The sequence below is a fragment of the Tepidimonas fonticaldi genome, assembly GCF_007556755.1.
GTDB lineage: Bacteria > Pseudomonadota > Gammaproteobacteria > Burkholderiales > Burkholderiaceae_C > Tepidimonas > Tepidimonas fonticaldi.
This window is the reverse complement of record NZ_VJOO01000021.1, coordinates 14779-37666: the sequence shown is the minus strand read 5'-3', so window position 1 is coordinate 37666 and position 22888 is coordinate 14779. Positions and strand designations below refer to the sequence as shown.

The following is a 22888-nucleotide window of genomic DNA, read 5'->3' as shown; positions in this document are numbered from 1 at the left end:
GGGGCAGCGGGCCGGACGTCAGGCGGCGGCGGTGGACGGGGTAGCCGGCTCGGCAGCCCGGTGGCCGCCCAGCCCCAGGTAGGTGTCGATGATGCGGCGGTCGTGCAGCAGATCTTCGGCCGATCCGTGCAACGCAATGGCACCCATCTCCAACACGTAGCCGCGGTCGGCGATCTGCAGCGCGGCGCGCGCGTTTTGCTCGATCAGCAGCACCGACACGCCGACCTCTCGCAGCCGCGCCACGGTCTGCAGCACCTCGCGCACGATCAGCGGCGCCAGGCCCAGCGACGGCTCGTCCAGCATCAGCAGGCGCGGCTTGGCCATCAGCGCGCGGCCGATCGCCAGCATCTGGCGCTCGCCGCCGGACAAGGTGGCCGCCATCTGCGTGCGGCGCTCGCGCAGGCGCGGGAAGATGGCGTACACCTCCTCCATGCGCTCGCGCTGCGTGCGGTCGCCACGCCGCCAGCGCGCAAAGCCGCCCAGCAGCAGGTTGTCCTCCACCGACATCTCGCCAAACAGCTCGCGCTTTTCGGGCACCAGGGCCACCTGGCGTGCCACCATGCGCTCCACGCTCGGCCGGGGCACCACCTCGCCCGCCACCGCCAGCGTACCGCGCGAGGGCAGCAGACCCATCGCGGCGTTGAGCAGCGTGGTCTTGCCCGCGCCATTGGGGCCGATGACGGTGACGATTTCGCCTTCGTGCACGTCCAGATCGACCTGGTGCAGCGCCTCCACCGCACCGTAGGCGACGCTGAAGCCGCGCAGTTGCAGCAGTGGGACCGCGGCGCTCATGCGGCACCTCCCGAGCCCAGATCGTCACCCAGGTAGGCCTGTAGCACGCGCGGGTCGCGTTGCACTTCGGCCGGCGTGCCGTGCGCGATCACGGTGCCGAAGTCCAGCACCGTGATGCGGTCGGCCAGGTTCATCACGAATTCCATGTCGTGCTCCACGATCAGGATGCCCAGCCCCTCGCGGCGCAGCTGGTCGAGCAGCGCCGCGAGCGCCTGCTTTTCGCGGTGGCGCAGGCCTGCCGCCGGCTCATCGAGCAGCAGCAGCGCCGGATGTGCGGCCAGCGCACGGGCAATCTCGACGATGCGCTGCTGCCCCAGCGCCAGCGCGCCCGCCGGGCTGTGGGCGTGCTCGACCAGGCCGCAGCGCTCGATTTGGCGCAGGGCGTCGGCCTGCAGCGCCGCTTCCTCGTGGCGCTCCAGGCGCAGCATGCTGGCCAGCCAGCCCCCGCGCCCACGCAGGTGCGCGCCCAGCATCACGTTGTCCAGCACGCTGCGTTGCGCAAGCAGTCGCACGTGCTGGAAGGTACGGCCCAGGCCGCGCGCGGCAAAGTCGCGCGCCGGGCGGCCGGTCATGGGCTCGCCCAACAGTCGCACCTCGCCCTCGGTGGGGTCGTCCACGCCCGAGACCATATTGAAAAAGGTGCTCTTGCCGGCGCCATTGGGACCGATAAGCGCATGCACCTCGCCAGCGCGCACCTGCAGCGACACCTGGGCATTGGCCACCAGACCGCCAAAGCGCTTGGTGACGTCGCGCGCCTCGAGCAGCACGGTGCCGGGTGGCGGCAGCGGGCGCTGCGGCAGGGGCGCGGGTGCCGGCAGCGTGCGCGGCGTCGACACCACCCCGGCGCGGCGCGCCCAGCCTGCCAGCGTCGGCCACAGCCCATCGGCGTAGCGCTGCAGCACCCACATCATCAGCAGGCCAAAGACGATGATCTCGAAGTTGCCGCTCATGCCGAACAGCTTGGGCAGCCAGTCCTGCAGCTGCTCCTTCAGCAGCGCGATCAGGGTCGCGCCCAGCACCGCCCCCCACAGGTGGCCCGCCCCCCCCACCACCGCCATGAACAGGTATTCGATGCCGATGTTGATGTTGAACGGCGTGGGGTTGACGAAACGCTGCAGGTGTGCGTACAGCCAGCCCGACAGCGCCGCCAGCAGCGCGGCCAGCACGAACACGCGGGTGCGCTGCTGTGCCGTATCTACCCCCATCGACTCCGCCATCACGCGGCCGCTTTTCAGGGCACGGATGGCACGGCCCTGGCGCGAGTCGAGCAGGTTGTGCAGCGCCCACAGTGCCAGCAACAGCACAGCCCAGATGAGCAGGCCGAGCGCGCGCGGGTCGGACAGCGTCCAGCCCAGCAGCGACAGCGGCGGCACGCCGGTCAGGCCAGTGTGGCCGCCCAGGAACGACAGGTTGCCGAACAAAAAGTACAGGCTCAAGCCCCAGGCGATGGTAGCCAGCGGCAGGTAATGCCCGCCCAGGCGCAGCGTGACCGCGCCCAGCCCCCACGCCACCAAAAAGGTGATGGCCAGGCCCAACACCAACCCCGCCCAAGGCAGCAGCGCCGGGGGCAGGCCCTGCAGCGCGGCGGCGACCTCGGGCGCGGTACACACCCAGGCCGTGGCATAGGCACCCAGCCCCACGAACGCCGCCTGCCCAAATGAGGTCATACCGCCGATGCCGGTCATCAGCACCAGCCCCAGCGCCACCAGCGCATGCAACCCAATGTAGTTGAGCAGCGTCACCGTGAAGTCCGGCAGCCACCCCCAGGCCAGGGCCAGCAGCGCCACCGCCGCCAGCGTCAACTGCCGGTGCGTCAGGCGCGCGCGCGTCGGCGGCGCGCTGGTGTTGGCCGCCGCAGCCGCGTTGCGCATCGGCTCACTCATTCCTCGTCCTCCACGTGGTGGCTGCGCAGCGAGCGCCACAGCAGCACGGGGATGATCAACGTAAACACCAGCACCTCCTTGAAGGCACTGGCCCAGAAGGACGCAAACGCCTCCAGCTGCCCCACCAGCAGCGCGCCCAGCAGCGCCACCGGGTAGCTGGACAGCCCGCCGATGATGGCGGCCACGAAGCCTTTGAGGCCGATCAGAAAGCCCGTGTCATAGTAGATTGTGGTGATGGGCGCGATCAGCAGGCCGCAGACGGCGCCGATGAACGCCGCCAGTGCAAAACTGACGTCGCCGGAGAGCTCGGTGGGGATGCCCATCAGCCGCGCACCGACACGGTTGATGGCGGTGGCGCGCAGCGCCTTGCCCAGCACGGTGCGCTCGAAAAAGGCGAACATGGCCAGCACCAGTACCCCGGTGGCCGCCAGCACCACCAGCGACTGGCCGCTCACCGGCAACCCGCCCCAGTCGAAGCGCGCCTCGGAAAACGGCGGGGTGCGCGCGCCCTCGGCACCAAAGAACCACAGGCCCAGCCCCATCAGCACGCCGTGCAGCGCCACCGAGACGATCAGCAGCACCAGCACGGTGGCGTGCGACAACGGGCGAAACGCCAGCCGGTAGATCAGCGGCCCCAGCGGCGTGACCACCAGCACCACCACCAGCGCCTGCGCCAGCAGGTCTTGCGGCTGCCACCACACGGCCAACGCGGCCAGCGCGGGCGCGGCCACGCACCACAGCGCGGTCGACCACCAATCGACCAGGCCGCCGCGCAGCTGGCGCCAGCCTTCCAGCGCCAACGTCGCCACCGCCAGCGCCAACAGCAGCCACAGCGTAGCCGGCACGCCCCCGGCTTGCAGCACGGCCATGGTCAGCGCACCGTACGCCACCAGCTCGCCTTGCGGCACGAAGATCACGCGCGTCACCGAGAACACCAACACCAGCGCCAGCGCCATCAGCGCGTAGATGGCGCCGTTGATCAGGCCATCCTGCGCCAGAAACAGTGCGATTTGCCCATCCATGCGAAACCCTTGGGCGGCGCCGACGGCCGCCGGGTGAGGAACCGGCACGCCGCCACGTCGGCGGCGCTGCCAGCAACCGAAGTCACGACCAGCACGCGGAGTTCACCCGCGTGCACGGTGTCATGGCGCGTACTTCCAGGTGCCGTTTTCGATCTTGACCATCACGCGCGCGCGCTGGTCCAGTCCCAGGTGGTCGGTGGGCGACATGTTGAAGATGCCATGCGCGCCCGCCACGTTCTTCACGTTTTCCAGCGCATCGCGCAGGGCGACGCGAAATTCGACGGTGCCCGGCTTGGCCTTCTTCAGCGCCTCGGGCGCCGCGGCCGCCAGCAGCATGCCCGCATCCCAAGCGTGGCCGCCGAAGGTGGCCACCGACCCCTTGCCGTGTGCCGCCTCGTACGCTTGTACATAGGCCAGAGCGGATTTCTTCACCGGGTGGTTGTTGGGTAGCTGCTCGGCCACCAGCATCGGCCCGGCGGGCAGGAAGGTGCCCTCGCAATCACGCCCGCACACGCGCAGGAAGTCGTTGTTGGCCACACCGTGCGTTTGGTAGATCTTGCCGGTGTAGCCGCGCTCTTTCAGCGTCTTTTGCGGCAGCGCCGCCGGCGTGCCGGAGCCCGCGATCAGCACCGCGTCGGGGCGTGCCGAGACGATCTTGAGCACCTGCCCGGTGACCGAGGTGTCGGTGCGGTTGTAGCGTTCGTTGGCCACGATCTGCAGCCGCTTCAGGCCAGCGGCCTTGGTGAATTCCTGGAACCAGCCCTCGCCGTAGGCGTCGGCAAAGCCGATGAAGGCGACGTTGCGTACCCCGTTGTCGGCCATGTGGGTGGCGATCGCCAGCGCCATCATGATGTCGTCCTGGGGCGTCTTGAACACCCAGCGCTTCTTGGCATCCACCGGCTCGACGATGCGCGCCGAGGCGGCCATGGAGATCATGGGCACCTGTGCCTGGACCACGACGTCGATCATGGCCAGCGAGTTGGGCGTGGTGGTGGAGCCGATGACGATGTCGACCTTGTTTTCGCTGATCAGCTTGCGCGTGTTGGTGACGGCCGCGGTGGTGTCGCTGGCGTCGTCGAGCACGATGTAGTTGACCTTCTCGCCGCCGATGGTCTTGGGCATGAGGGCGATGGTGTTCTTCTCCGGGATGCCGAGCGAGGCCGCGGGTCCGGTGGCCGAGACGGTGACGCCGACCGTGATGTCGGCCCAGGCGGCGCCGGTCAGGCCGGCGACGGCGACCAAAGCGAGCAAGCGTTTGCGCAGGGTCATGAAAAGTCTCCTCGGGTGGGTGGGGAAATTGGCCGGCGGTGCGGGCCTGTCAGCGGTTGCTCGTTGTAACATGCACTATCGTGCATGTCAACGCTCGTCGAAACTCAGCACCAGGCGCTCGGTCACCGGGTGCGATTGGCAGGTGAGCACGAAGCCGCGTGCCACCTCGTCGTCGGTCAGGCCAAAGTTGCGCTCCATCGTCACGCGGCCTTCCAGCACCTTGGCGCGGCAGGTGCTGCACACCCCGCCCTTGCAGGAGTAGGGCAGGTCCAACCCAGCCTCCAGCGCCGCATCCAGCACCGCTTCGCCGGCGCCGATGGGCACCTCGTGCTGCTTGCCGTCCAGCACCACGATGGCCTGGGCGGCGGCCTGCGCCGGCCGGCGCTCGCCCGCGGCATCGACGTCGGCCTGTACTTTGGCAGCCTGCGCGGCACCGGTGGTGAAGCGCTCGGTGCGGATGCGCTGAGCGGGCACGCCCGCGGCCAGCAGCGCCTGCTCGGTGGCCTGGATCATGGCCTCCGGCCCGCAGATGAACACCTCGTCCATGCTGGCCGGCGGCAGCAGCGCGTCCATGATGGCGCGCACCTTGGCCTCGTCCAGCCGGCCCTGCAGCAGGTCCACCTCCTGCGCCTGGCGCGACAGCACATGGATCATGGTGAAGCGGTCCGGGTAGCGGTCTTTGAGGTCTTGCAGCGCCTCGTTGAACATGATGGTCGCCGTGCGCCGGTTGCCGTAGACCAGGGTGAACTTGGACTCGGGCTGCTCCTCGAGCGTGCTGGCGGCGATGGACAGGATGGGCGTGATGCCCGAGCCGGCGGCAAAGCCCACGCGGTGCAGGGCGCGCGGGCGCTGGACCGTGAAGCGCCCTTCGGGCGGCATCACCTCCAGCCGCTGGCCGGGCCGCAGCGCGGTGGACGCCCAGTTGGAAAAGCGCCCGCCCTGGACGGGCCGGATGCCGATCTCCAGCTCGCCCTGGCACTCCAGGCGCGAGCGCGGGCTGCAGATGGAGTAGTTGCGGCGCAGCTCCTGCCCGTCCAGGCGGGTGCGCAGGGTCAGGTACTGCCCGGGCTCGAAGCGGAAGGTGTCGCGCAGCGGGCCCGGGATGTCGAAGGTGACGGCCACGGAGCCGGCGGCCTCGGGGCTGACGCGCTTGACGGTGAGTTCGTGGAAATGGGGAACGCTCATGGAACCCTCGACGGTCGGTGGGTGATCAATGGGGCTTGAAGTGGTCGAACGGCTCGCGGCAGTCCAGGCACTGCCACAGCGCTTTGCAGGCGGTGGAGCCGAAGTGCGACACCTCGCGGGTGTGGGTGGAGCCGCAGCGCGGGCAGGCGACCGGCTCGGGCGCGCGCGGCACGAAGCGCACGATGCGCTCGCCGGGGCCGGTGCCCTCGGCGCTGCAGCGGCCCGGCGGGGCGATGCCGTAGGCGCGCAGCTTGTCGCGCGCCGCCTCGGTCATCCAGTCCGTGGTCCAGGCGGGGGCGAGCTGCGTGGTCACGCGGACCGGCACGCCCAGCCGCTGCAGGGTGGCGCGCACGTCGTCCTCGATCTGCCCCATGGCCGGGCAGCCGCTGTAGGTGGGCGTGATGACCACCTCGACCAGCGCCGGATCGTCGGTGGCCGGGCGCACATCGCGCAGGATGCCCATCTCCGCCAGGGTGACGACGGGGATTTCCGGGTCCGTCAGGCCGTCGAGGGCGGCGCGCACGCGCGCAATCGACTCGGCGGTCACGGGCAGGGCGGCGGCGGTGGACATGGCCGGGGCCGGACTCACCAAACCGCGCCGGGGTGGGCCCGCGCGACCGACTGCATCTCGCCGAGCAGGTAGCTCAGGTGCTCGGAGTGCAGGCCGTTCTTGCCCTGGGGCACATACCCCTGATCGGACGGGACGCGCAGCGTGGCCTCTTGCAGGGTGGCAGAGACCGTGGCGCGCCAGACGTCGCGCAGACCGGCCACGTCCACGCCGATGCCGGCCTCCACCGCCGCGCGCTCGAAGTCGCTTGCCGTCCAGAACTCCTGCGTGTACGGCATCAGGTGGTCGAAGGCGGCTTGCATGCGCGCGTGCGAGGTGTCGGTGCCGTCGCCCAGCCGCACCACCCAGTCGCTGGCATGGCGCAGGTGGTAGCGCGCCTCCTTGAGCGACTTGGCGGCTATCGCGGCCAGCGGCTCGTGGCGGCTGCCCTGCAGCGCGTCCCACAGCGGCACCATCAGCGCGCTGTACAGGAAGTTGCGCGCCAGCGTCACGCCCCAGTCCATGTCGCCCTGCGCATAGCCGACGCGCGCCAGGCTGGCCGGCAGCTCCAGCAGCACGTAGTTGCGGAACTGGTGCGCGTCGCGGAAGTAGGCCAGCGTGTCCTCGGTGACATCGCCCCCCTGCAGGCGGGCGACCTCCTGGTACAGCAGGCGGGCCTGGCCGATCAGGTCCAGCGTCTGGTTGGCCAGCGCCAGATCCTCCTCCAGCACCGGCCCGACGCCGCACCACTGGCTGTTGCGTTGGCCCAGCACCAGGGCGTTGTCGCCCAGGTGCAGCAGATAGTCGACCAGCACGGTCGTGTCGGTGGCCACGGCGTCCATCACATGTGCCCCACTTCTTCGGGGATCTCGTAGAAGGTCGGGTGGCGGTAGATCTTGTCGGCCGAGGGCTCGAAGAACTCGCCCTTGTCCGAGGGCCGGCTGGCGACGATCGCCGCCGAGGGCACGACCCAGATGCTGACGCCTTCCTGGCGGCGGGTGTAGATGTCGCGCGCCATCTGCAGCGCGTGCTCGGCGTCGGCGGCGTGCAGGCTGCCGCAGTGCTTGTGCTCCAGGCCTTGCTTGCTGCGCACGAAGACTTCCCACAGCGGCCAGTCTTTGAGGGCCGGGGTGGCTTTGGCGGACGCGTCCGCGCCCGCGGGGGTGACGGATTGGCTCATCGGGGGACTCCTTGTGTCGCTCGGGTCGATGACGGGCTGGCGGCGCTCAGGCGGCGGCCTTCAGATCGCGCTCGCGGCGCTTGCGGGCGTGGGCCAGGGCGCCTTCGCGCACCCAGGCACCGTCCTCGTGCGCCTTGACGCGGGTGGCCAGGCGCTCCTTGTTGCAGGGGCCGTGGCCGTTGACGGTCTGCCAGAACTCTTCCCAGTCGATCTCGCCGAAGTCGTAGTGGCCGCGCTCGGGGTTCCACTTCAGCTTCGGGTCGGGCAACGTCACGCCCAGCACCTCGGCCTGCGGCACGGTAGCGTCGACGAACTTCTGGCGCAGCTCGTCGTTGCTGATGCGCTTGATGCCCCAGCGCATGCTCTGCTCGCTGTGCACGCTGGCGCTGTCGGGCGGGCCGAACATCGCCAGGCACTTCCACCACCAGCGGTCGACGGCGTCCTGCACCATGCGGCGCTGCGCCTCGGTGCCGCGCATCATGGTCAGCAGCAGCTCGTAGCCCTGGCGCTGGTGGAAGCTTTCTTCCTTACAGATGCGGATCATCGCGCGCGCGTACGGCCCGTAGCTGCAGCGGCACAGCGGGATCTGGTTCATGATCGCCGCGCCGTCCACCAGCCAGCCGATGACGCCGACGTCGGCCCAGTTCAGCGTCGGGTAGTTGAAGATGGAGCTGTACTTGGCGCGGCCCGTGAGCAGCTGCTCGATCAGCTCGGCGCGGCTGACGCCCAGCGTCTCGGCCGCCGAGTACAGGTACAGGCCGTGGCCGCCCTCGTCCTGCACCTTGGCCAGCAGGATGGCCTTGCGCTTGAGGCTGGGCGCGCGGGTGATCCAGTTGCCCTCCGGCAGCATGCCGACCACCTCGCTGTGCGCGTGCTGGCTGATCTGGCGCACCAGGGTCTTGCGGTAGGCCTCGGGCATCCAGTCCTGCGGCTCGATGCGGCCGTCGGCGTCGATGCGCGCCTGGAAGGCGTCCAGCTTGTCGGCCGGCTCGTCCGGCTGGATCGGCTGGACCTTGCCGGCGGGGTCGGGGATGCTCAGCGCTTGGGTGTACATGGTGGGTCTCCGGTGGCTCGGAAGGGGCGGTGGCGTCAGGCGGTGCGGGGGCGGTCGTCCTGCACCCGCTTGGCCTTGCCGGTCTGGGTGCGCGGCAGCGCGTCGGCGTCCAGCACCGTGACGCGGGTGCTGACGCCGATGAAGGTCTTGATGCGGTGCTGCAGCTCGCGGCCGATCGCGGCGCGCTCGGCGTCGGACAGGCGCCCGCTCAGGTGGCGCTGCAGCTCGCAGCGCACCTCCAGCTGATCCAGATGGCCGTCGCGCGTGAGCACCAGCAGGTAGTTGCCCGACAGCTGCGCGACGCGCAGGATCTGCTCCTCGATCTGCGTCGGAAACACGTTGACCCCGCGCAGGATCAGCATGTCGTCGGTGCGGCCGGTGATGCGGCCCATGCGGCGGAAGGCCCGCGACGTGGGCGGCAGCAGCCGCGTGCGGTCGCGCGTGCGGTAGCGGATGATGGGCATCGCCTCCTTGGACAGCGAGGTGAAGACCAGCTCGCCCTCCTCGCCGTCGGGCAGGACTTCGCCGGTGTCGGGGTCGATGATCTCGGGGTAGAAGTGGTCCTCCCAGATCACTGGGCCGTCCTTTGTCTCGATGCACTCGTTGGCCACGCCCGGCCCCATCACCTCGGACAGGCCGTAGATGTCCACCGCATCCAGCCCCAGCTTGCGCTCGATTTCGGCGCGCATGCCCTCGCCCCACGGCTCGGCGCCAAAGATGCCGACCTTCAGCGGAATCTGATCCGGCGCGATGCCCAGCCGCTCGAACTCCTCGGCGATCACCAGGGAGTACGACGGCGTGACCATGATGATGTCGGGCTTGAAGTCCATGATGAGCTGGACTTGACGCTCGGTTTGCCCGCCGGACATCGGAATCACGGTGCAGCCCAGGCGCTCGGCGCCGTAGTGGGCGCCCAGCCCGCCGGTGAACAGCCCGTAGCCGTAGGCCACGTGCACGATGTCGCCGGCACGGCCGCCGGCGGCGCGGATGGAGCGCGCCACCAGATTGGCCCAGGTGTCGATGTCGCGCTGGGTGTAGCCCACCACGGTGGGCTTGCCCGTGGTGCCCGACGAGGCATGCACACGCGCCACGCGCTCGCGCGGCACGGCAAACATCCCGAACGGGTAGTTGTCGCGCAGGTCGGCCTTGGTGGTGAACGGAAACTTGGCCAGGTCCGCCAGCGTCTTCAGGTCGTCCGGGTGCACCCCGGCGGAGTCGAACTTGGCGCGGTAGTGCGGCACGTTGTCGTAGGCGTGGCGCACGCTCCACTTCAGGCGCTCGAGCTGCAGCGCCGCCACCTCGTCACGGCTGGCGGTCTCGATCGGCTCCAGATCGCCGGGGCGCGGGGCTTTGACGGGCATCGGGGTCTCCAGGGGGGGAAATCTCGGGAAAAGGCCGCGCCGCATCAGCGCGATCGGGATGCGGCACCGTCGGCCGCCTGGGCCAGCCCGGCGATCACCTCGCCGCTGAGCCGGTAGCTTTTGCCGCGGAACAGGGCCACGGTGCGCCCGCCCCGCACGCGCACGGTGATGTCGTACACCCCCGTGCGGCCCGCCAGCGAGCGTTCGACGGCCTCGGCCTCCAGCACGTCGCCCTCGCGCGCCGGCGCCAGAAAGTCGATGTGGCAGGCCGACGCCACCGTGTTGTGGTTGTAGCTGTTGCAGGCGTAGGCAAAGGCGCTGTCGGCCAGCGTGAAGATCAGGCCGCCGTGGCAGATGGCGTGGCCGTTGACCATGTCGCGCCGCACGGGCATGGACAGCACGGCCCGCCCCGGCGCGATGGCGTCCAGGCGCATGCCCAGCGCCTGGGTGGCGTGGTCGCGGGACCACATGGCGGCCCCGACCGCTTCGGCCAGGGCCTGCGGGTCGGTGGGGGGAGGGGCGGCGTCGGCGGTCATCGTGATACAAAAATCGTAATGCGCGTTTGCGATTCAGTATCAATGAAAGCCGGCCCGATGCGCATCAGGGTTTACCCGAAACCCTGCGGCCCTCAAAACCCTGCGGCGCTCACCGCAGTGGGGTCACGCCCTCAGGCCAGACGCGGCGTGCCCAGGGAGCACTCGTCATCCATGGGCTCGAAGCGCTGCCACAGCCAGTTGGCCGCGCCCGGCACGTGGCCGTCGGCCAGGTGCAGCCGCTCGTCCAGGTGCTGCTCGGCCGGGGCGAGCAGCAGCCGGTACAGGCGCCGGCAGACGTGGCGCGCGCGCTCGCCCGGCCAGTCGCGCGGCAGCAGTTCCTCGGGCAACTGCGGGTCGCGCAGCAGCAGGCGCCGCCAGTCGTGGATGAGCAGCGTGCGCCCCAGAAACGCCGGCGCGGGCGCGGGGGGGCCGTGCGCCTCCAGCTCCGCCACCAGCGGGGCATACCGCGCCACGAAGGCCGCATAGTCGCCCGCCAGCGCCTCCAGATTCCACGCCTGCCGCACCAGGTCGCGGTCGGGGGCGGTGCCGCGCAGCGGCAGGCGCTCGGCGCGCAGGGGCAACAGGTCGGCGCGGCGTTCGCCCAGCCCGTCGGCCTGCAAGGCCTCGAAGGTCGCGCCCACGTCCGCACTGGGGTGGACGAAGATGCCCCCCGGCAGCTCGCCATAGCCCTGCCAGAACAGCGACCGGCGCAGGCGCTCGCGGTCGCGCGGCGACAGCGCACCCGTGACCAGCAACAGCCGCCAGTGCAGATCCCAGCGCGGGGCGCGCGCGGCATAGATCTGGCGCGAGGCTTCCTCGAAGCGGGCGCGCCCGGCGGCGGTGAGCATGTAGTCGGTGCGCCGGCCGCAGGCCTGGTTGACCAGCCAGCCGTCCTGCACCAGCCGGTAGACGGCCGTGCGCACCAGGCGCTCGTTGATGCCCAGCGGCTCCAGCAATTGGATCAGGCTGCCCAGCCACAAGCGCGCGCCGCGCGGCAGCACCGCGTCGCCAAAGACCGAGATGATCAGCGAGCCCGCGTGAACGCGGTCCAGGCGGGCGAAGGACTCGATGCGCGCCTGCAGCGCATCGGGGACGGGCAAAGCGGGCGCGGCCGGCGCCGCCGCGGAACGGGAGCGGGACATGCCCGCGATGGTAGCGCCGGCCCGCGGGCGTCAGGCGTCGACGCGCAGCGCCCCTTCGGCGCGGCCCTTGCCGGCACGCGCCGGCGGCTTGCACAGGCCGCACACATAGTGGCGGGCGTTGACGTAGGGGTCGGCGACGAAGTGCCCGCCGCAGCAGGTGCAGCGCGTGCGCACCAGCATGCCCGCGTCCATGAACCGGCTCAGCCGCCAGGCGCGGGTGAAGCTCAGCAGCGGCTCGATGCCGCAGACCTGCATCTGCTCCTCGTACAGGCGGTAGGCCTTCATGATGGCGTCGATGTCCTCCAGCGCCACGGTCTTGAGCAGCGACTGGCGGATGTTCTCGAACAGCGAGGCGTGGATGTTGGGCTGCCAGGCCAAAAACCAGTCCGTGGAAAACGGCAGCTGCCCCTTGCTCGGCGAGCGGCCGGTGACCTCCTTGTACAGCCGCAGCAGCTTCTCGTACGACAGGTTGGTCTCGCTCTCCAGCACCTGCAGGCGCGCGCCCAGACCGATGAGGGCGACGGCGCGCTCGATGTCGCGGCTTTCGTGGACGATGCTGCGGGCGGGCGACTTGCGGACGGCGGTGGTCATGGCGGGACTCCGGACGGGCAAGGGGGTCAAGGGCGTGAGCGGGCGGCGGTCAGACGTTGGCGAGGCGGCCGGCCATCAGGATGCTGGCGTGCAGGCGCTGTGCGGCCTCGCCCACCGAGCGCTGGGGGGCGTGGCTGCTGGTCAGCAGCTTCCAGACCATGTCGTCGTCCGCCTGGAAGCGGCACAGCAGCGTGTTGTGGCTGGCCAGCTTGACGATCTGCGCCGGCGACAGGGCGGCGAGCAGATCAGCCGATTCCTCGCTCAAGCCCAGGCGGAAGGTGGCCTCGGCCTTGTCGGCGCGGATCAGGCGCTGCGCGAGCATCAGGTAGGTCAGATTGGCCTCGCGGATCTCAGCCAGCAGTTGCTCGCGGTCGGTCTCGTTCAGGGCGGCGGTGGCGGTCATGGCAGCACTCCTTTTCGTCGGTTGGCGCGCCCCGGGCCAGGGGGTTTAACACAGCCCGAAAAGCGTCGGTTCGTTGAAAAGGATTGTGAAAACCGGCCACCTTTGCTTGAATCGGAAGGTGTCTGTTCGGCGTGTCGGCCTCCGTCAGGCCCCTTGTCGGAAAAATTCCGACACGCGCCCATCCGCCGACGGGCATGGGGCGCTTGACACCCCGGGGATTGGCTCTATGGTTTCGACACTGTAACTTTGCAGGAACATGCCATGGTGGAAGCGGTGCTATCGATCAAGGCTTGGGGACACAGCCTGGGCGTGCGGCTGCCGGCAGCGGTGGCGCGGGCGGCGCGGCTGCACGTCGACCAGCGCGTGCGCGTGGCGGTGGAACAGGGGCGGGTGGTCATCGAACCGTTGCCGGCGGAGCCAACGCTGGAAGAGCGACTGGCGCGCTACGACCCGGCGCGGCACGGCGGCGAGGCGATGGCGGCGCCCCCGCTGGGGGCCGAGCGGTGGTGACGACGCCCCGCCGCTGGGTGCCGCAGCGGCAGGACGTCATCTGGATCGACTGCAACCCGTAGGCCGAGCGCGAAATACGCATCCGGCACCCGTTTCTGGTGCTGTCACCCGCGGCGTTCAATGACCGCACGTCGCTCTGCTGGCGTGAGCACGATCCGTCAGCCCGGCTCCCCGCGCTGCATGCGCTCGCTCTTCCAGTACACGTCGTCGCCCCCATGCATGCGGTTGAGCACCCGCGCCAACACGAACATCAGGTCGCTCAGGCGGTTGAGGTACTGCCGCGGCGCGTCGTGGATGGCCTCCTCCTGCCCCAGGGCGACCACGCTGCGCTCGGCGCGGCGGGCGACGGTGCGGCACACATGCGCCTGCGCGGCGGCGCGGGTCCCCGCGGGCAGGATGAACTCCTGCAGCCGCGGCAGTTGGGCGTTGTAGCGCTCCAGCGCCTCGTCCAGGGCGAGCACCGCCTCGGGCTTGAGCAGCTCGAAGCCCGGCACGCTCAGCTCGCCGCCCAGGTTGAAGAGCTGGTGCTGGATCTCCACCAGCACCGCGCGCACATCGGCCGGCATGTCCTCGCACAGCAGCAGGCCGATGTGGGAGTTGAGCTCGTCCACATCCCCCATGGCGTGCACGCGCAGGCTGTTTTTGCTGACGCGCTGATTGTTGCCCAGCCCCGTGGTGCCCCCGTCGCCGGTGCGGGTGGCGATTTGCGTGAGTCGATTGCCCATGGTTGTTGCCCCTTCGTGCACGGTCCAAGCCGATAATCCCGGCATTATCGGAAACCCGCCCGGTGCCATCCGACCGCCTCTGGAGAGCCCATGAACGCCCCCTTGTCCGCCCCCCTGCTGCCCGACGTGCAGCCGCGGCCGCTGCCGGCCGACGCCCTGGCCGCCCTGCAGGCCCGGTTTCAGGCGCGCTGCTCGACGGCGCTGGCCGTGCGCGAGCAGCACGGCCGCGACGAGTCGGCCTACACCCACATCCCGCCGCCGGCCGCGGTGGTGTTTGCCGAATCGACGGCCGACGTGGCCGATGCCCTGCGCATCGCCGCGCAGTGGCGCGTGCCGGTGATTCCGTTTGGCGTCGGCTCGTCGCTGGAGGGGCATCTGCTGGCCGTGCAGGGCGGCATCAGCCTGGACGTCAGCCGCATGAACCAGGTGCTGGCCGTGCGCCCGGAGGACCTGATCGCCACCGTGCAGCCCGGGGTGACGCGCAAGCAGCTCAACGAGGCCATCAAACACCTGGGCCTGTTCTTCCCCATCGATCCGGGCGCGGATGCCTCCATCGGCGGCATGGCCGCCACGCGCGCCAGCGGCACCAACGCCGTGCGCTACGGCACCATGCGCGAGAACGTGCTGGCCCTGGAGGTGGTGACCGCCGGCGGCGAGGTGCTGCGCACGGGCACGCACGCGCGCAAGAGCAGCGCCGGCTACGACCTGACGCGCCTGTTCGTGGGCAGCGAAGGCACGCTGGGCGTGATGACCGAAATCACCGTGCGCCTGTACCCGCTGCCGGAGGCGATTTCGGCCGCCATTTGCTCCTTCCCCAGCGTGGAGGCGGCGGTGCGCACCACCATCGCCGTCATCCAGATGGGCATCCCCATCGCGCGCTGCGAGCTGCTGGATGCGCGCACCGTGCGTGCCGTCAACGCCCACAGCAAGCTGGGCCTGCGCGAGGAGCCCATGCTGCTGATGGAGTTCCACGGCTCGCCCAGCGGCGTGCAGGAGCAGGCCGAGATGGTGCAGGCCATCGCCGACGAGCACGGCGGCCAGGCCTTCGAGTGGGCCACCACGCCCGAGGAGCGCACGCGCCTGTGGACGGCGCGCCACAACGCCTACTTTGCCGGCGTGCAAAGCCGCCCGGGCTGCCGCGCCATCACCACCGACGCCTGTGTGCCGATCAGCCGGCTGGCCGACAATGTGCTGGCCGCCGTGGCCGAAGCGGACGCGGCGGGCATCCCCTATTTCATGGTCGGGCATGTGGGGGACGGCAACTTCCACATGGGCTATCTGATCGACCCGGACGACATGGCCGAGCGCGCCGCCGCCGAGCGGCTGAACCAGGCGCTGGTCGAGCGCGCCCTGGCCAGCGGCGGCACCTGCACGGGCGAGCATGGCGTCGGCCTGCACAAGATGGACTTCCTGCGGGCCGAGGCCGGCGACGGCGCGCTGGCGCTGATGCGCGCGATCAAGGCGGCGCTGGACCCGCACGACATCCTCAACCCCGGCAAGATCGTCGCGCGCTGACCGCACGCGCTTTGCCATGCGGCCCCCGCCCTCCCCCGCGTCCGATGGCACCGTGCGCCGGCAGCGGCTGGCGCTGTGGGTGGTGGCGCTGTACGCGACGCTGTCAGCCCTGTGGATCACGCTGTCGGACACGCTGCTGTCGTGGTGGATTCCGGACACCGAAACCCTGGCGCGGGCCAGTCTGCTCAAGGGGTGGGCGTTCGTCGCGCTGACCTCGGTGGCCCTGTATGCGCTGCTGTACCGCTGGTCCACCGCCAGCGCCGACGGTGCGCCGAACGGCGGGCCGCTGGCGGGCGTCATCCCCCGCTGGGGCGTTGGGCTGCTGATCGGCACGGTGCTCGGGGTCACCGGCATCACGCTGGCGCAGCGCTACCAGCAGGCCCAGCACCATGCCGCCATCCACCTGGGGCTGATGCTGCAGGCCAAGCAGGCGCAGTTGACCGATTGGCACGAGGAACGCCTGAACGACGCGCGGCTGCTGTCGCAGCGCCGGGGGCTGCGGGAGGGCTGGGACGCCTGGCGCGAAGCCCCGGATGCCCCCCCGCCCCCGGCGATGCGGCATGCCCTCGAGCAAGCGCTGGAGCTGGGCCGCTACCGCGCCGCGGGGATCGTCGACGGACAGGGCCACGCCTTCTGGGTCGGTGCCGTCCCGCCCGATCCGCAGGGTCTCATCCCCCAGGCCGCCACGCGTGTGCTCGACACCACCTCGACGGCGCGCGCCTGGATCGATGCAGACAGTCGCTGGCAGTGGATCTTCGTGGCCAACTTACCGGGCATGGCCTATCCAGCCGCGCTGGTGCTGGCCCTCGACGATGTCAGCACCCTGCCCGCCCTGCAGCCGTGGCATGCCGCCCCGACCGGCGACATCGCCACCGCCCTGGCGCGGCGCGATGGCGACCGCGTGCTGGTGCTGGACGTGACCCAGCCCAAGGCCAGCGCCGTCGTCCCGCTGGAGGCGGCCGACCACCCCGCCGTGCGCATGGTGCTGCGCACGGCGCCGCCCGAGCGGCCGCTGCCCGCCCGGGACCCGGCCGCAGGCGAGGTGGCGGTCGTCGGGCAACCCGTGCTGGACGGCACGTGGCAGCTGCTGATCTGGCAACCCGTGGCGCAGATCCGCGCCGCGGCGCTGCAGGGGGCCGAGACGACGCTGCTGGCCGCGCTGCTGGCCATCTTTGGCACCGTGGTGGGCGTGCGCCTGTTCGACGAGCGCGCGCGGCTGGCCCAGGTGCAGGCCCATGCCGCGGCGCTGCGCGAGGTGGGCGACCGGCTGGCCGACAGCGAGCGGCGCTACCGCCTGCTGGCCGAACACAGCGCCGACGTGGTGTGGCTCTATGACCTGCAGCAGGATCGCTTTCTGTACGTCAGCCCCTCGGTGCAGCGGCTCATCGGCCACGGCGCCCAGGACATCGTCGGCCGCTCGTTCGACACCGTGCTGACATCGGTGTCCCTGGCCCAGGTGCGCGAACGCTTGCCCCAGCGGCTGGACGAACTGGCCCGCGGACAGACCTCGGCCCTGACCGAGACCACCGAGCTGGACCTGCTGCACCTGGACGGCCGCACGGTCCACACCGAGACGGTGTCGACCCTGATCACCGGGCCGGATGGCCGCGTGGTGCAATTGCAGGGCGTCACGCGCGACCTGACGGCGCGGCGCGAGGCCGAAACCCACATCCGCCTGCTGTCGCAGGCCGTCGAGCAAAGCCCGGCCGCGGTGCTGATCACCGACGCGCAGGCGCGCATCGAATACGTCAACCCGGCGTTCGAGCGCATCAGCGGCTACACGCTGGCCCAGGTGCGGGGACACAACCCGCGCCTGTTGTCGTCGGGGCGCATGCCGGCCGAGACGTGGCAGCAGGCCTGGCGCGCACTGCGCGACGGCCGCCCCTGGACGGGCGAGGTGGTCAACCGCCGCCCCGACGGCAGCGAATACCTGCAGGCGGTCACCATCGCCCCCGTGGTCGATCCGCACCGCCACATCACCCACTACGTCTCGGTGCAACTGGACATCTCCGCCCAGCGCGACGCCGAGACCAAGGCCCACCAGCTCGCGTGGTTCGACCCGCTGACGGGCCTGCCCAACCGCGCCCGCACGCTTGACCGGCTGGAGCAGGTGTTGGCCGGGGATCGCCGGCACCGCCGGCATCGCGCCCTGCTGCTGCTCAACATCGACCGCTTCAAGACCTTCAACGAGGCCCTGGGCCACGCCAGCGGCGACGTGCTGCTGCAGCAACTGGCCCAGCGGCTGCGGGCGGCGGCCCCGCGCGCCGATCTGCTGGCCCGCTTGGGCGGGGACGAGTTCGCCCTGCTCACCCCGGGCATGGAGGGCGGGCCGCTGGCGGCATCGCGCGCCGCGCAGGATGTTTCGGAGCACATCCACGCCGCGCTGCAGGACGCCTTCGTCCTGGACGGCGCGCAGGCCGGGGGCGGTACGGGGCCCGACGGCGGCGACGCGCCGGTCAACATCACGCTGAGCATCGGGATCGCCGTGCTGCCCACCGATGGCGACGACACCCCGCTGGATGTGCTGCGGCGCGCCGACACGGCCCTGCGCCGGGCCAAGGAACGCGGCGGCCATCAGAGCGTGTTTTTCGACGACGCCATGGGGGCGGCGGTGGCGCGGCGCTTCACCATCGAGCAAGAGCTGCGCCGCGCCCTGGCTGCCGACGAGCTGCGGCTGTACCTGCAGCCGCAGGCCGATGCCCAGGGCCACTGGCGCGCGGCCGAAGCCCTGGTGCGCTGGCAGCACCCGGTGCGCGGGCTGGTGCCGCCGGCCGAGTTCGTGCCCGTGGCCGAAGGCTGCGACCTGATCGAGCCGCTGGGCCATTGGGTGCTGCAGGCCGCCTGCGCGCACTTGGGCCAACTGGCCCGCGCCGGCACCCGCCTGCCCATCGCCGTCAACGTCAGCCCGCGCCAGTTCCACCGCCCGCACTTCGTGCAGGAGGTGCTGGACGCGCTGCGCACCCACGGGGCCGCGGCGGCCGATCTGGTGCTGGAGGTGACCGAGGGCGTGGTCGTGGAGGACATCGACGCCGTCATCGAGCGCATGCTGGCCCTCACGCGGGAAGGGGTGCGCTTCTCGATCGACGACTTCGGTACCGGCTATTCGTCACTGTCCTACCTGAAGCGGCTGCCCATCCAGGAAATCAAAATCGACCGCAGCTTCGTGCGCGACGCCCCGACCGATCCGGACGACGCCGCGCTGGTCGAGGCCATCATCGCCGTGGCCGAGCGGCTGCGGCTGCGGGTGGTGGCCGAGGGGGTGGAAACGGCCGAGCAGGCCGCATTCTTTGGCCGCTGGCCCCACGTCCTGCAGCAGGGCTATCTGCACGGCCGGCCCGACGCGGCCGAGGTGGTGTTGGCGCGCTGGCGCGCGTCTCAGACAGGCGAACCGGCCGCCGGCGCGGGGGGCATGGCGTAGCCCCAGACCGGTCGCCCGTCCGGGCAGCGCCAGCACACGGCCGGGGTCCAGCCCGGCACGTCGAACTCCAGACTCACCAGCCAGGCGCCAGGCTTCAACTCGGCCAGGGCCTTGGCGGCGGCCCGCGGCATGGTCTCGGGGCGCTGGAACAGGTACACCATGTCGTAGGCCGACCAGTCCGCCGCCCAAAAGTCGCCATGGCGCACCTGCGCGGCCGGGCAGCGCACGCCCGCCAGCAGGCGCAGCACCCAGGCGCGCTCGATGCCGGTTAGCCGCGCGTCCGGGTAGGCACGCTCCAGCGCCAGCAGGCCGTCGCCCAAGCCGCAGCCCGCGTCCAGGATACGGGCGCGCGGGGGCAGCCAGATGGCCTCGCGCAGCCCGTCCAAGGCCCCTGGCGGGGTCGGGTACAGGGGCGCATCGCGCCACGCCCGCCAGGGGTAGAGCGCCAGTGCCGCCAGCAGCAGCAATGCCCACACCCAGGCCGGCGGCAGCGGCAGCACGCCGGCCGACAGCACCCACGACAGCGGAAACCCCAGCGCCATGACCATGCGCCGCATGGGGGTGCCCCCATGCCGCACCGCCCACAGCATAGCCAGCAGGGCGGCGATGCCGAAGGCTTCGGCCACGGGGCGCTGCAAGCCCACGCGCAGGGCGGCAAAACCAGCCCAGGCCGCCAGCCACAGCACCAGTGCCGGCAAGGGCCAGCGGTCGGGCGCGGGCGTGGCGCGGCGCGGTTTCACCCGTGCAGCCCGCGCAGTCGCTCGATCAGGCCATTGAGCTCGTCGAGCGAGCCAAAGGCAATCGCCAGCTCGCCCTGCTCCTGCACGCGGCCGCCGCGCTTGACGCGCTTTTTCACCCGGACCTCGACCTCGGCGGCGAGCAGTTCGGACAGCTCCTCCTCCACCCGGCGCACGTCGCGCGATTTCTCGGCCTTGGGGCGCGGGGGCGTCAGCGCAAACTCCGCCGCCAGGCGCTTGACCAGCGACTCGGCCTCGCGCACCGACAGGCCCTTGGCGGCGATCTGGTGCGCTGCCGTGATCTGCGTCGCGCGGTCCAGGCTCAGAAGGGCGCGCGCATGGCCCATGTCCAGATCCCCGGCCATCAGCATGGTCTGCACCGGCTCGGTCAACTGCAGCAGGCGCAGCAGGTTGGTGGCCGCGCTGCGCGAGCGGCCGACGGCCTGCGCCGCCTGCTCGTGCGTCAGGCCAAACTCCTTGATCAGGCGCTGCAGGCCCTGTGCCTCTTCCAGCGGATTGAGATCCTCGCGCTGGATGTTTTCGATGAGCGCCATCGCCGCGGCAGCCTCGTCGGGCACCTCGCGCACCAGAACGGGCACCTCCTCCAGCCCCGCCAGCCGCGCGGCCCGAAAGCGCCGCTCGCCGGCGATGATCTCGTACACCGGCCGCGCGCCGCGCGTGCCGTCCTCCGCGAAGGGCTGCCCGGCCGCGCTGGCGTGCCACGCCGCCAGCCGCTGCGCCCCCACGTCGTCGGCAAGTCGGCGCACCAGCACCGGCTGCATCACGCCCTGGGCGCGGATGCTTTCGGCCAGTTCGTACAGTGCGCCCTCGTCCATGCGCGTGCGGGGCTGGTACGCGCCAGGCACCAGATCGCTCAGGCGCAATTGGCGGGGCGTGTCGGCGCCCGGGGCCTCGGCCTCGACCGTGGGGCCGAGCAGTGCCTCCAGGCCGCGACCCAGTCCTTTGGGTTTTTTGTTCACCATGGTTCTCGTGTCCGTGTCGTGCAGGGTGTCAGACCCCGGGCGCGGCATCGCGCCACGGGGCAATCCAGTCCAGGGCCTCGGGCCAGTCGCCCAGACCGGATTCGGCGTTCAGGTGGCCACGCGCGCCGGCGTCGATGAAGCGGCTGCCCCAGTCCGCGGCCAGCGCCTGCGCACGCGCGAAGCGGCAGTAGGGATCGTCGCGGCTGGCCACCAGGACGCTGGAAAACGGCAACGCGCGACGTACGATCGGCGCCCAGCCCGGCAGGTGCGCGGCCAAATCGGGCTGCTCCACATCCCCGGGCGCCACCAGCAGCGCGCCGCGAACGCGGCCGGCGTGGCGCGAATGCACCGCCCACGCCGCCGTCAGGATGCAGCCCAGACTGTGCGCCACCAGCACCACCGGCCCAGCGGCATCGCCCACCACATCCTCCAAGCGCGCCATCCAGTCGCCGCGCCGGGGCGTCAGCCAGTCGTGCTGCTCCACCCGCACAAAGCCGTATCGCTGCTCCCAGCGGGTCTGCCAGTGTTGCGGGCCGCTGCTCAGCCAGCCCGGCAAGGTCAGCACCTGCACCGCCATATTCGCCCCCCGGTCAGAACCGCTCGACCCGCGCCACCATCTCGCGCGCAAAGTCGACGAAGGCCTTGGAGCCGCGGGCCGACGGGTCGAACACCACGCCGGGCAGTCCGTAGCTCGGCGCCTCGGCCAACCGCACATTGCGCGGGATGACGGTGTCGAACACCTTGTCGCCAAAGTGCCCCTTGAGCTGTTCGCTGACCTGCTGCTGCAGCGTGATACGCGCATCGAACATCACCCGCAGCAGACCGATCAGCTTGAGGTCGCGGTTCAGGTTGGCATGCACCTGCTTGATGCTGTTGACCAGATCGGACAGCCCCTCCAGCGCGAAGTATTCGCACTGCATGGGCACGATGACGCCGTGCGCCGCGCACAGGCCGTTGAGGGTAAGCAGGCTCAGCGACGGCGGGCAATCGATGAGCACGAAGTCGTAGTCGCCTTGCACCGCCGCCAGGGCGTCGCGCAGGCGGTGCTCGCGCTGCTCCAGCGCCACCAGCTCGACCTCGGCGCCGGCCAGTTCGCGGTTGGCGCCCAGCACGTCGTAGCCGGCCGCCTCGCTGCGGCGCGCGGCCTCGCGCACGGCGGCGGTGCCCAGCAGCACCTCGTACACGGTCGGGACCAGGGTGCGTTTGTCCACGCCCGAACCCATGGTGGCGTTGCCCTGCGGGTCCAAATCCACCATCAGCACCCGCTGGCCCACTTGGGCCAGCCCCGCCGCCAGATTGACCGTGGTCGTCGTTTTGCCCACCCCGCCTTTCTGGTTGGCAATACAGAACACACGCGCCATGCTCAGCCCTCCTCCCCCATCCGTTCGTGGCTCATTTGGACAGCGCCAGCTTCAAACCAAAGCCCACGAGCAGCGTGCCCGCCACCCGATTGAGCCACGTGGTCAGCCGCGGGCTGGCGCGCAGCCGTTCGGCCAGCCGGTGCGTCAAACCGACCACGACCACGCCATAGGCAAAGGTCAGCGCCGCGATGGTGGCCGCCATGACGCCAAAGGTCACCAGCCCCTGGTGCCGCGCCGGATCGACGAACAGCGGAAAAAAGGCCATGTAGAACACGATTGCCTTGGGGTTGAGCAGGGTGATCATCAGGCTTTGCCGAAAGTACTGCCCGGCGCGCAGATGCAGCACCGGCGCCGCACCCGGGCGCGCCCGCAGCATGCGCACCCCCAGCCAGGCCAGATAGGCCGCCCCCAGCCACTGCACGGCCGCAAACGCCGCCGGGTAGGCCAGCAGCAGCGCCGCCACCCCCGCCACGGCCAGCCACATGAGCACCTGGTCCCCGGCGATGACGCCAAGGGTGGCGGCCAGCCCGCCACGAACGCCCCCTTTGCCGGTGGCGGTGACGAGCGCCAGATTGCCGGGCCCCGGGATGGCCAGAAACACCAAAATGGCGACGACGAAGGCACCGTAATCGGCAATACCGAACATGGCTGATCCCGCAGGCTGAACAGGAAAG

At 70.8% G+C, this 22888-nt stretch carries 23 protein-coding genes; 3 read left to right on the top strand and 20 right to left on the bottom strand.

Annotated features, from left to right (window positions below; all coding sequences use genetic code 11):
• Positions 1-18: 18 nt before the first annotated feature.
• The 14 genes from Tfont_RS10535 to flhD form a co-directional block, all read right to left on the bottom strand.
• Entirely contained in the window at positions 19-792 is a 774-nt protein-coding gene (locus tag Tfont_RS10535) for an ABC transporter ATP-binding protein (RefSeq protein ID WP_143969393.1), read from the bottom strand.
• Positions 789-2675 (bottom strand): branched-chain amino acid ABC transporter ATP-binding protein/permease, encoded by a 1887-nt coding sequence (locus Tfont_RS10530; RefSeq protein ID WP_185974518.1) that lies wholly within the window; start codon positions 2673-2675, stop codon positions 789-791. Before Tfont_RS10530 ends, Tfont_RS10535 begins: the two co-directional genes overlap by 4 nt.
• Positions 2672-3697 (bottom strand): branched-chain amino acid ABC transporter permease, encoded by a 1026-nt coding sequence (locus tag Tfont_RS10525; protein WP_143969392.1) that lies wholly within the window; start codon positions 3695-3697, stop codon positions 2672-2674. The genes Tfont_RS10530 and Tfont_RS10525 overlap by 4 nt, the downstream gene beginning before the upstream one ends.
• Before the next feature lie 120 nt (positions 3698-3817).
• Positions 3818-4966, bottom strand: a complete 1149-nt coding sequence (locus tag Tfont_RS10520) for an ABC transporter substrate-binding protein (protein WP_143969390.1) — start codon at positions 4964-4966, stop codon at positions 3818-3820.
• A gap of 87 nt (positions 4967-5053) precedes the next feature.
• On the bottom strand, positions 5054-6151 hold the full coding sequence (gene paaE, locus Tfont_RS10515; protein ID WP_143969388.1) for a 1,2-phenylacetyl-CoA epoxidase subunit PaaE: 1098 nt from the start codon (positions 6149-6151) through the stop codon (positions 5054-5056).
• A gap of 25 nt (positions 6152-6176) precedes the next feature.
• Positions 6177-6722 carry a 1,2-phenylacetyl-CoA epoxidase subunit PaaD gene (paaD, locus tag Tfont_RS10510; RefSeq protein WP_143969387.1) on the bottom strand — a complete coding sequence of 182 codons (546 nt, stop codon included), beginning with the start codon at positions 6720-6722 and terminating at the stop codon, positions 6177-6179.
• 14 nt (positions 6723-6736) lie between these two features.
• Positions 6737-7540 carry a 1,2-phenylacetyl-CoA epoxidase subunit PaaC gene (paaC, locus tag Tfont_RS10505; RefSeq protein WP_143969385.1) on the bottom strand — a complete coding sequence of 268 codons (804 nt, stop codon included), beginning with the start codon at positions 7538-7540 and terminating at the stop codon, positions 6737-6739.
• Entirely contained in the window at positions 7540-7878 is a 339-nt protein-coding gene (gene paaB, locus Tfont_RS10500; protein WP_143969384.1) for a 1,2-phenylacetyl-CoA epoxidase subunit PaaB, read from the bottom strand. Before paaB ends, paaC begins: the two co-directional genes overlap by 1 nt.
• Before the next feature lie 46 nt (positions 7879-7924).
• The gene (gene paaA, locus Tfont_RS10495) at positions 7925-8932 is read right to left on the bottom strand and encodes a 1,2-phenylacetyl-CoA epoxidase subunit PaaA (protein ID WP_143969383.1); all 1008 of its coding nucleotides are present in this window, start codon (positions 8930-8932) and stop codon (positions 7925-7927) included.
• Between the two features lie 35 nt (positions 8933-8967).
• The gene (gene paaK, locus Tfont_RS10490) at positions 8968-10293 is read right to left on the bottom strand and encodes a phenylacetate--CoA ligase PaaK (protein ID WP_143969382.1); all 1326 of its coding nucleotides are present in this window, start codon (positions 10291-10293) and stop codon (positions 8968-8970) included.
• Positions 10294-10337: 44 nt separating this feature from the next.
• Complete coding sequence (gene paaI, locus Tfont_RS10485) at positions 10338-10829, bottom strand: hydroxyphenylacetyl-CoA thioesterase PaaI (RefSeq protein WP_143969380.1); 492 nt, start codon at positions 10827-10829, stop codon at positions 10338-10340.
• Between the two features lie 131 nt (positions 10830-10960).
• Positions 10961-11971 carry a phenylacetic acid degradation operon negative regulatory protein PaaX gene (gene paaX, locus Tfont_RS10480; protein ID WP_143969379.1) on the bottom strand — a complete coding sequence of 337 codons (1011 nt, stop codon included), beginning with the start codon at positions 11969-11971 and terminating at the stop codon, positions 10961-10963.
• A gap of 30 nt (positions 11972-12001) precedes the next feature.
• On the bottom strand, positions 12002-12562 hold the full coding sequence (gene flhC, locus Tfont_RS10475) for a flagellar transcriptional regulator FlhC (protein ID WP_143969377.1): 561 nt from the start codon (positions 12560-12562) through the stop codon (positions 12002-12004).
• A gap of 49 nt (positions 12563-12611) precedes the next feature.
• Complete coding sequence (gene flhD / locus Tfont_RS10470) at positions 12612-12965, bottom strand: flagellar transcriptional regulator FlhD (RefSeq protein ID WP_068608075.1); 354 nt, start codon at positions 12963-12965, stop codon at positions 12612-12614.
• 261 nt (positions 12966-13226) lie between these two features.
• On the opposite strand from flhD, the gene Tfont_RS10465 reads away from it, so the two are divergent.
• Positions 13227-13475: an AbrB/MazE/SpoVT family DNA-binding domain-containing protein gene (locus tag Tfont_RS10465; RefSeq protein WP_068608305.1), complete on the top strand. Its 249-nt coding sequence runs from the start codon at positions 13227-13229 to the stop codon at positions 13473-13475.
• Positions 13476-13633: 158 nt separating this feature from the next.
• On the opposite strand, the gene Tfont_RS10460 is transcribed toward Tfont_RS10465, so the two are convergent.
• Complete coding sequence (locus Tfont_RS10460) at positions 13634-14200, bottom strand: cob(I)yrinic acid a,c-diamide adenosyltransferase (RefSeq protein ID WP_068608072.1); 567 nt, start codon at positions 14198-14200, stop codon at positions 13634-13636.
• A gap of 90 nt (positions 14201-14290) precedes the next feature.
• Between Tfont_RS10460 and Tfont_RS10455 the strand changes: the two genes are divergently transcribed.
• Together Tfont_RS10455 and Tfont_RS10450 are read left to right on the top strand one after the other, a co-directional pair.
• Positions 14291-15715, top strand: coding sequence for an FAD-binding oxidoreductase (locus Tfont_RS10455; RefSeq protein ID WP_143969375.1), 1425 nt, complete (start codon positions 14291-14293; stop codon positions 15713-15715).
• Positions 15716-15731: 16 nt separating this feature from the next.
• Positions 15732-19133 (top strand): putative bifunctional diguanylate cyclase/phosphodiesterase, encoded by a 3402-nt coding sequence (locus tag Tfont_RS10450; protein ID WP_143969374.1) that lies wholly within the window; start codon positions 15732-15734, stop codon positions 19131-19133.
• On the opposite strand, the gene Tfont_RS10445 is transcribed toward Tfont_RS10450, so the two are convergent.
• Genes Tfont_RS10445 through Tfont_RS10425 form a run of 5 tightly spaced genes read right to left on the bottom strand, consistent with a single transcriptional unit; the run spans position 19091 to position 22860 of the window.
• Positions 19091-19873 carry a class I SAM-dependent methyltransferase gene (locus Tfont_RS10445; protein ID WP_143969373.1) on the bottom strand — a complete coding sequence of 261 codons (783 nt, stop codon included), beginning with the start codon at positions 19871-19873 and terminating at the stop codon, positions 19091-19093. The two genes, Tfont_RS10450 and Tfont_RS10445, sit on opposite strands and share 43 nt — an antisense overlap.
• Entirely contained in the window at positions 19870-20853 is a 984-nt protein-coding gene (locus tag Tfont_RS10440) for a ParB/RepB/Spo0J family partition protein (protein WP_143969371.1), read from the bottom strand. Before Tfont_RS10440 ends, Tfont_RS10445 begins: the two co-directional genes overlap by 4 nt.
• Positions 20854-20881: 28 nt before the next feature.
• On the bottom strand, positions 20882-21430 hold the full coding sequence (locus Tfont_RS10435; protein ID WP_143969370.1) for an RBBP9/YdeN family alpha/beta hydrolase: 549 nt from the start codon (positions 21428-21430) through the stop codon (positions 20882-20884).
• A 13-nt stretch (positions 21431-21443) separates the two neighbouring features.
• Positions 21444-22214, bottom strand: coding sequence for a ParA family protein (locus tag Tfont_RS10430; protein ID WP_143969369.1), 771 nt, complete (start codon positions 22212-22214; stop codon positions 21444-21446).
• Positions 22215-22245: 31 nt separating this feature from the next.
• Positions 22246-22860, bottom strand: coding sequence for a LysE family transporter (locus tag Tfont_RS10425; RefSeq protein ID WP_143969368.1), 615 nt, complete (start codon positions 22858-22860; stop codon positions 22246-22248).
• Positions 22861-22888 lie beyond the last annotated feature (28 nt).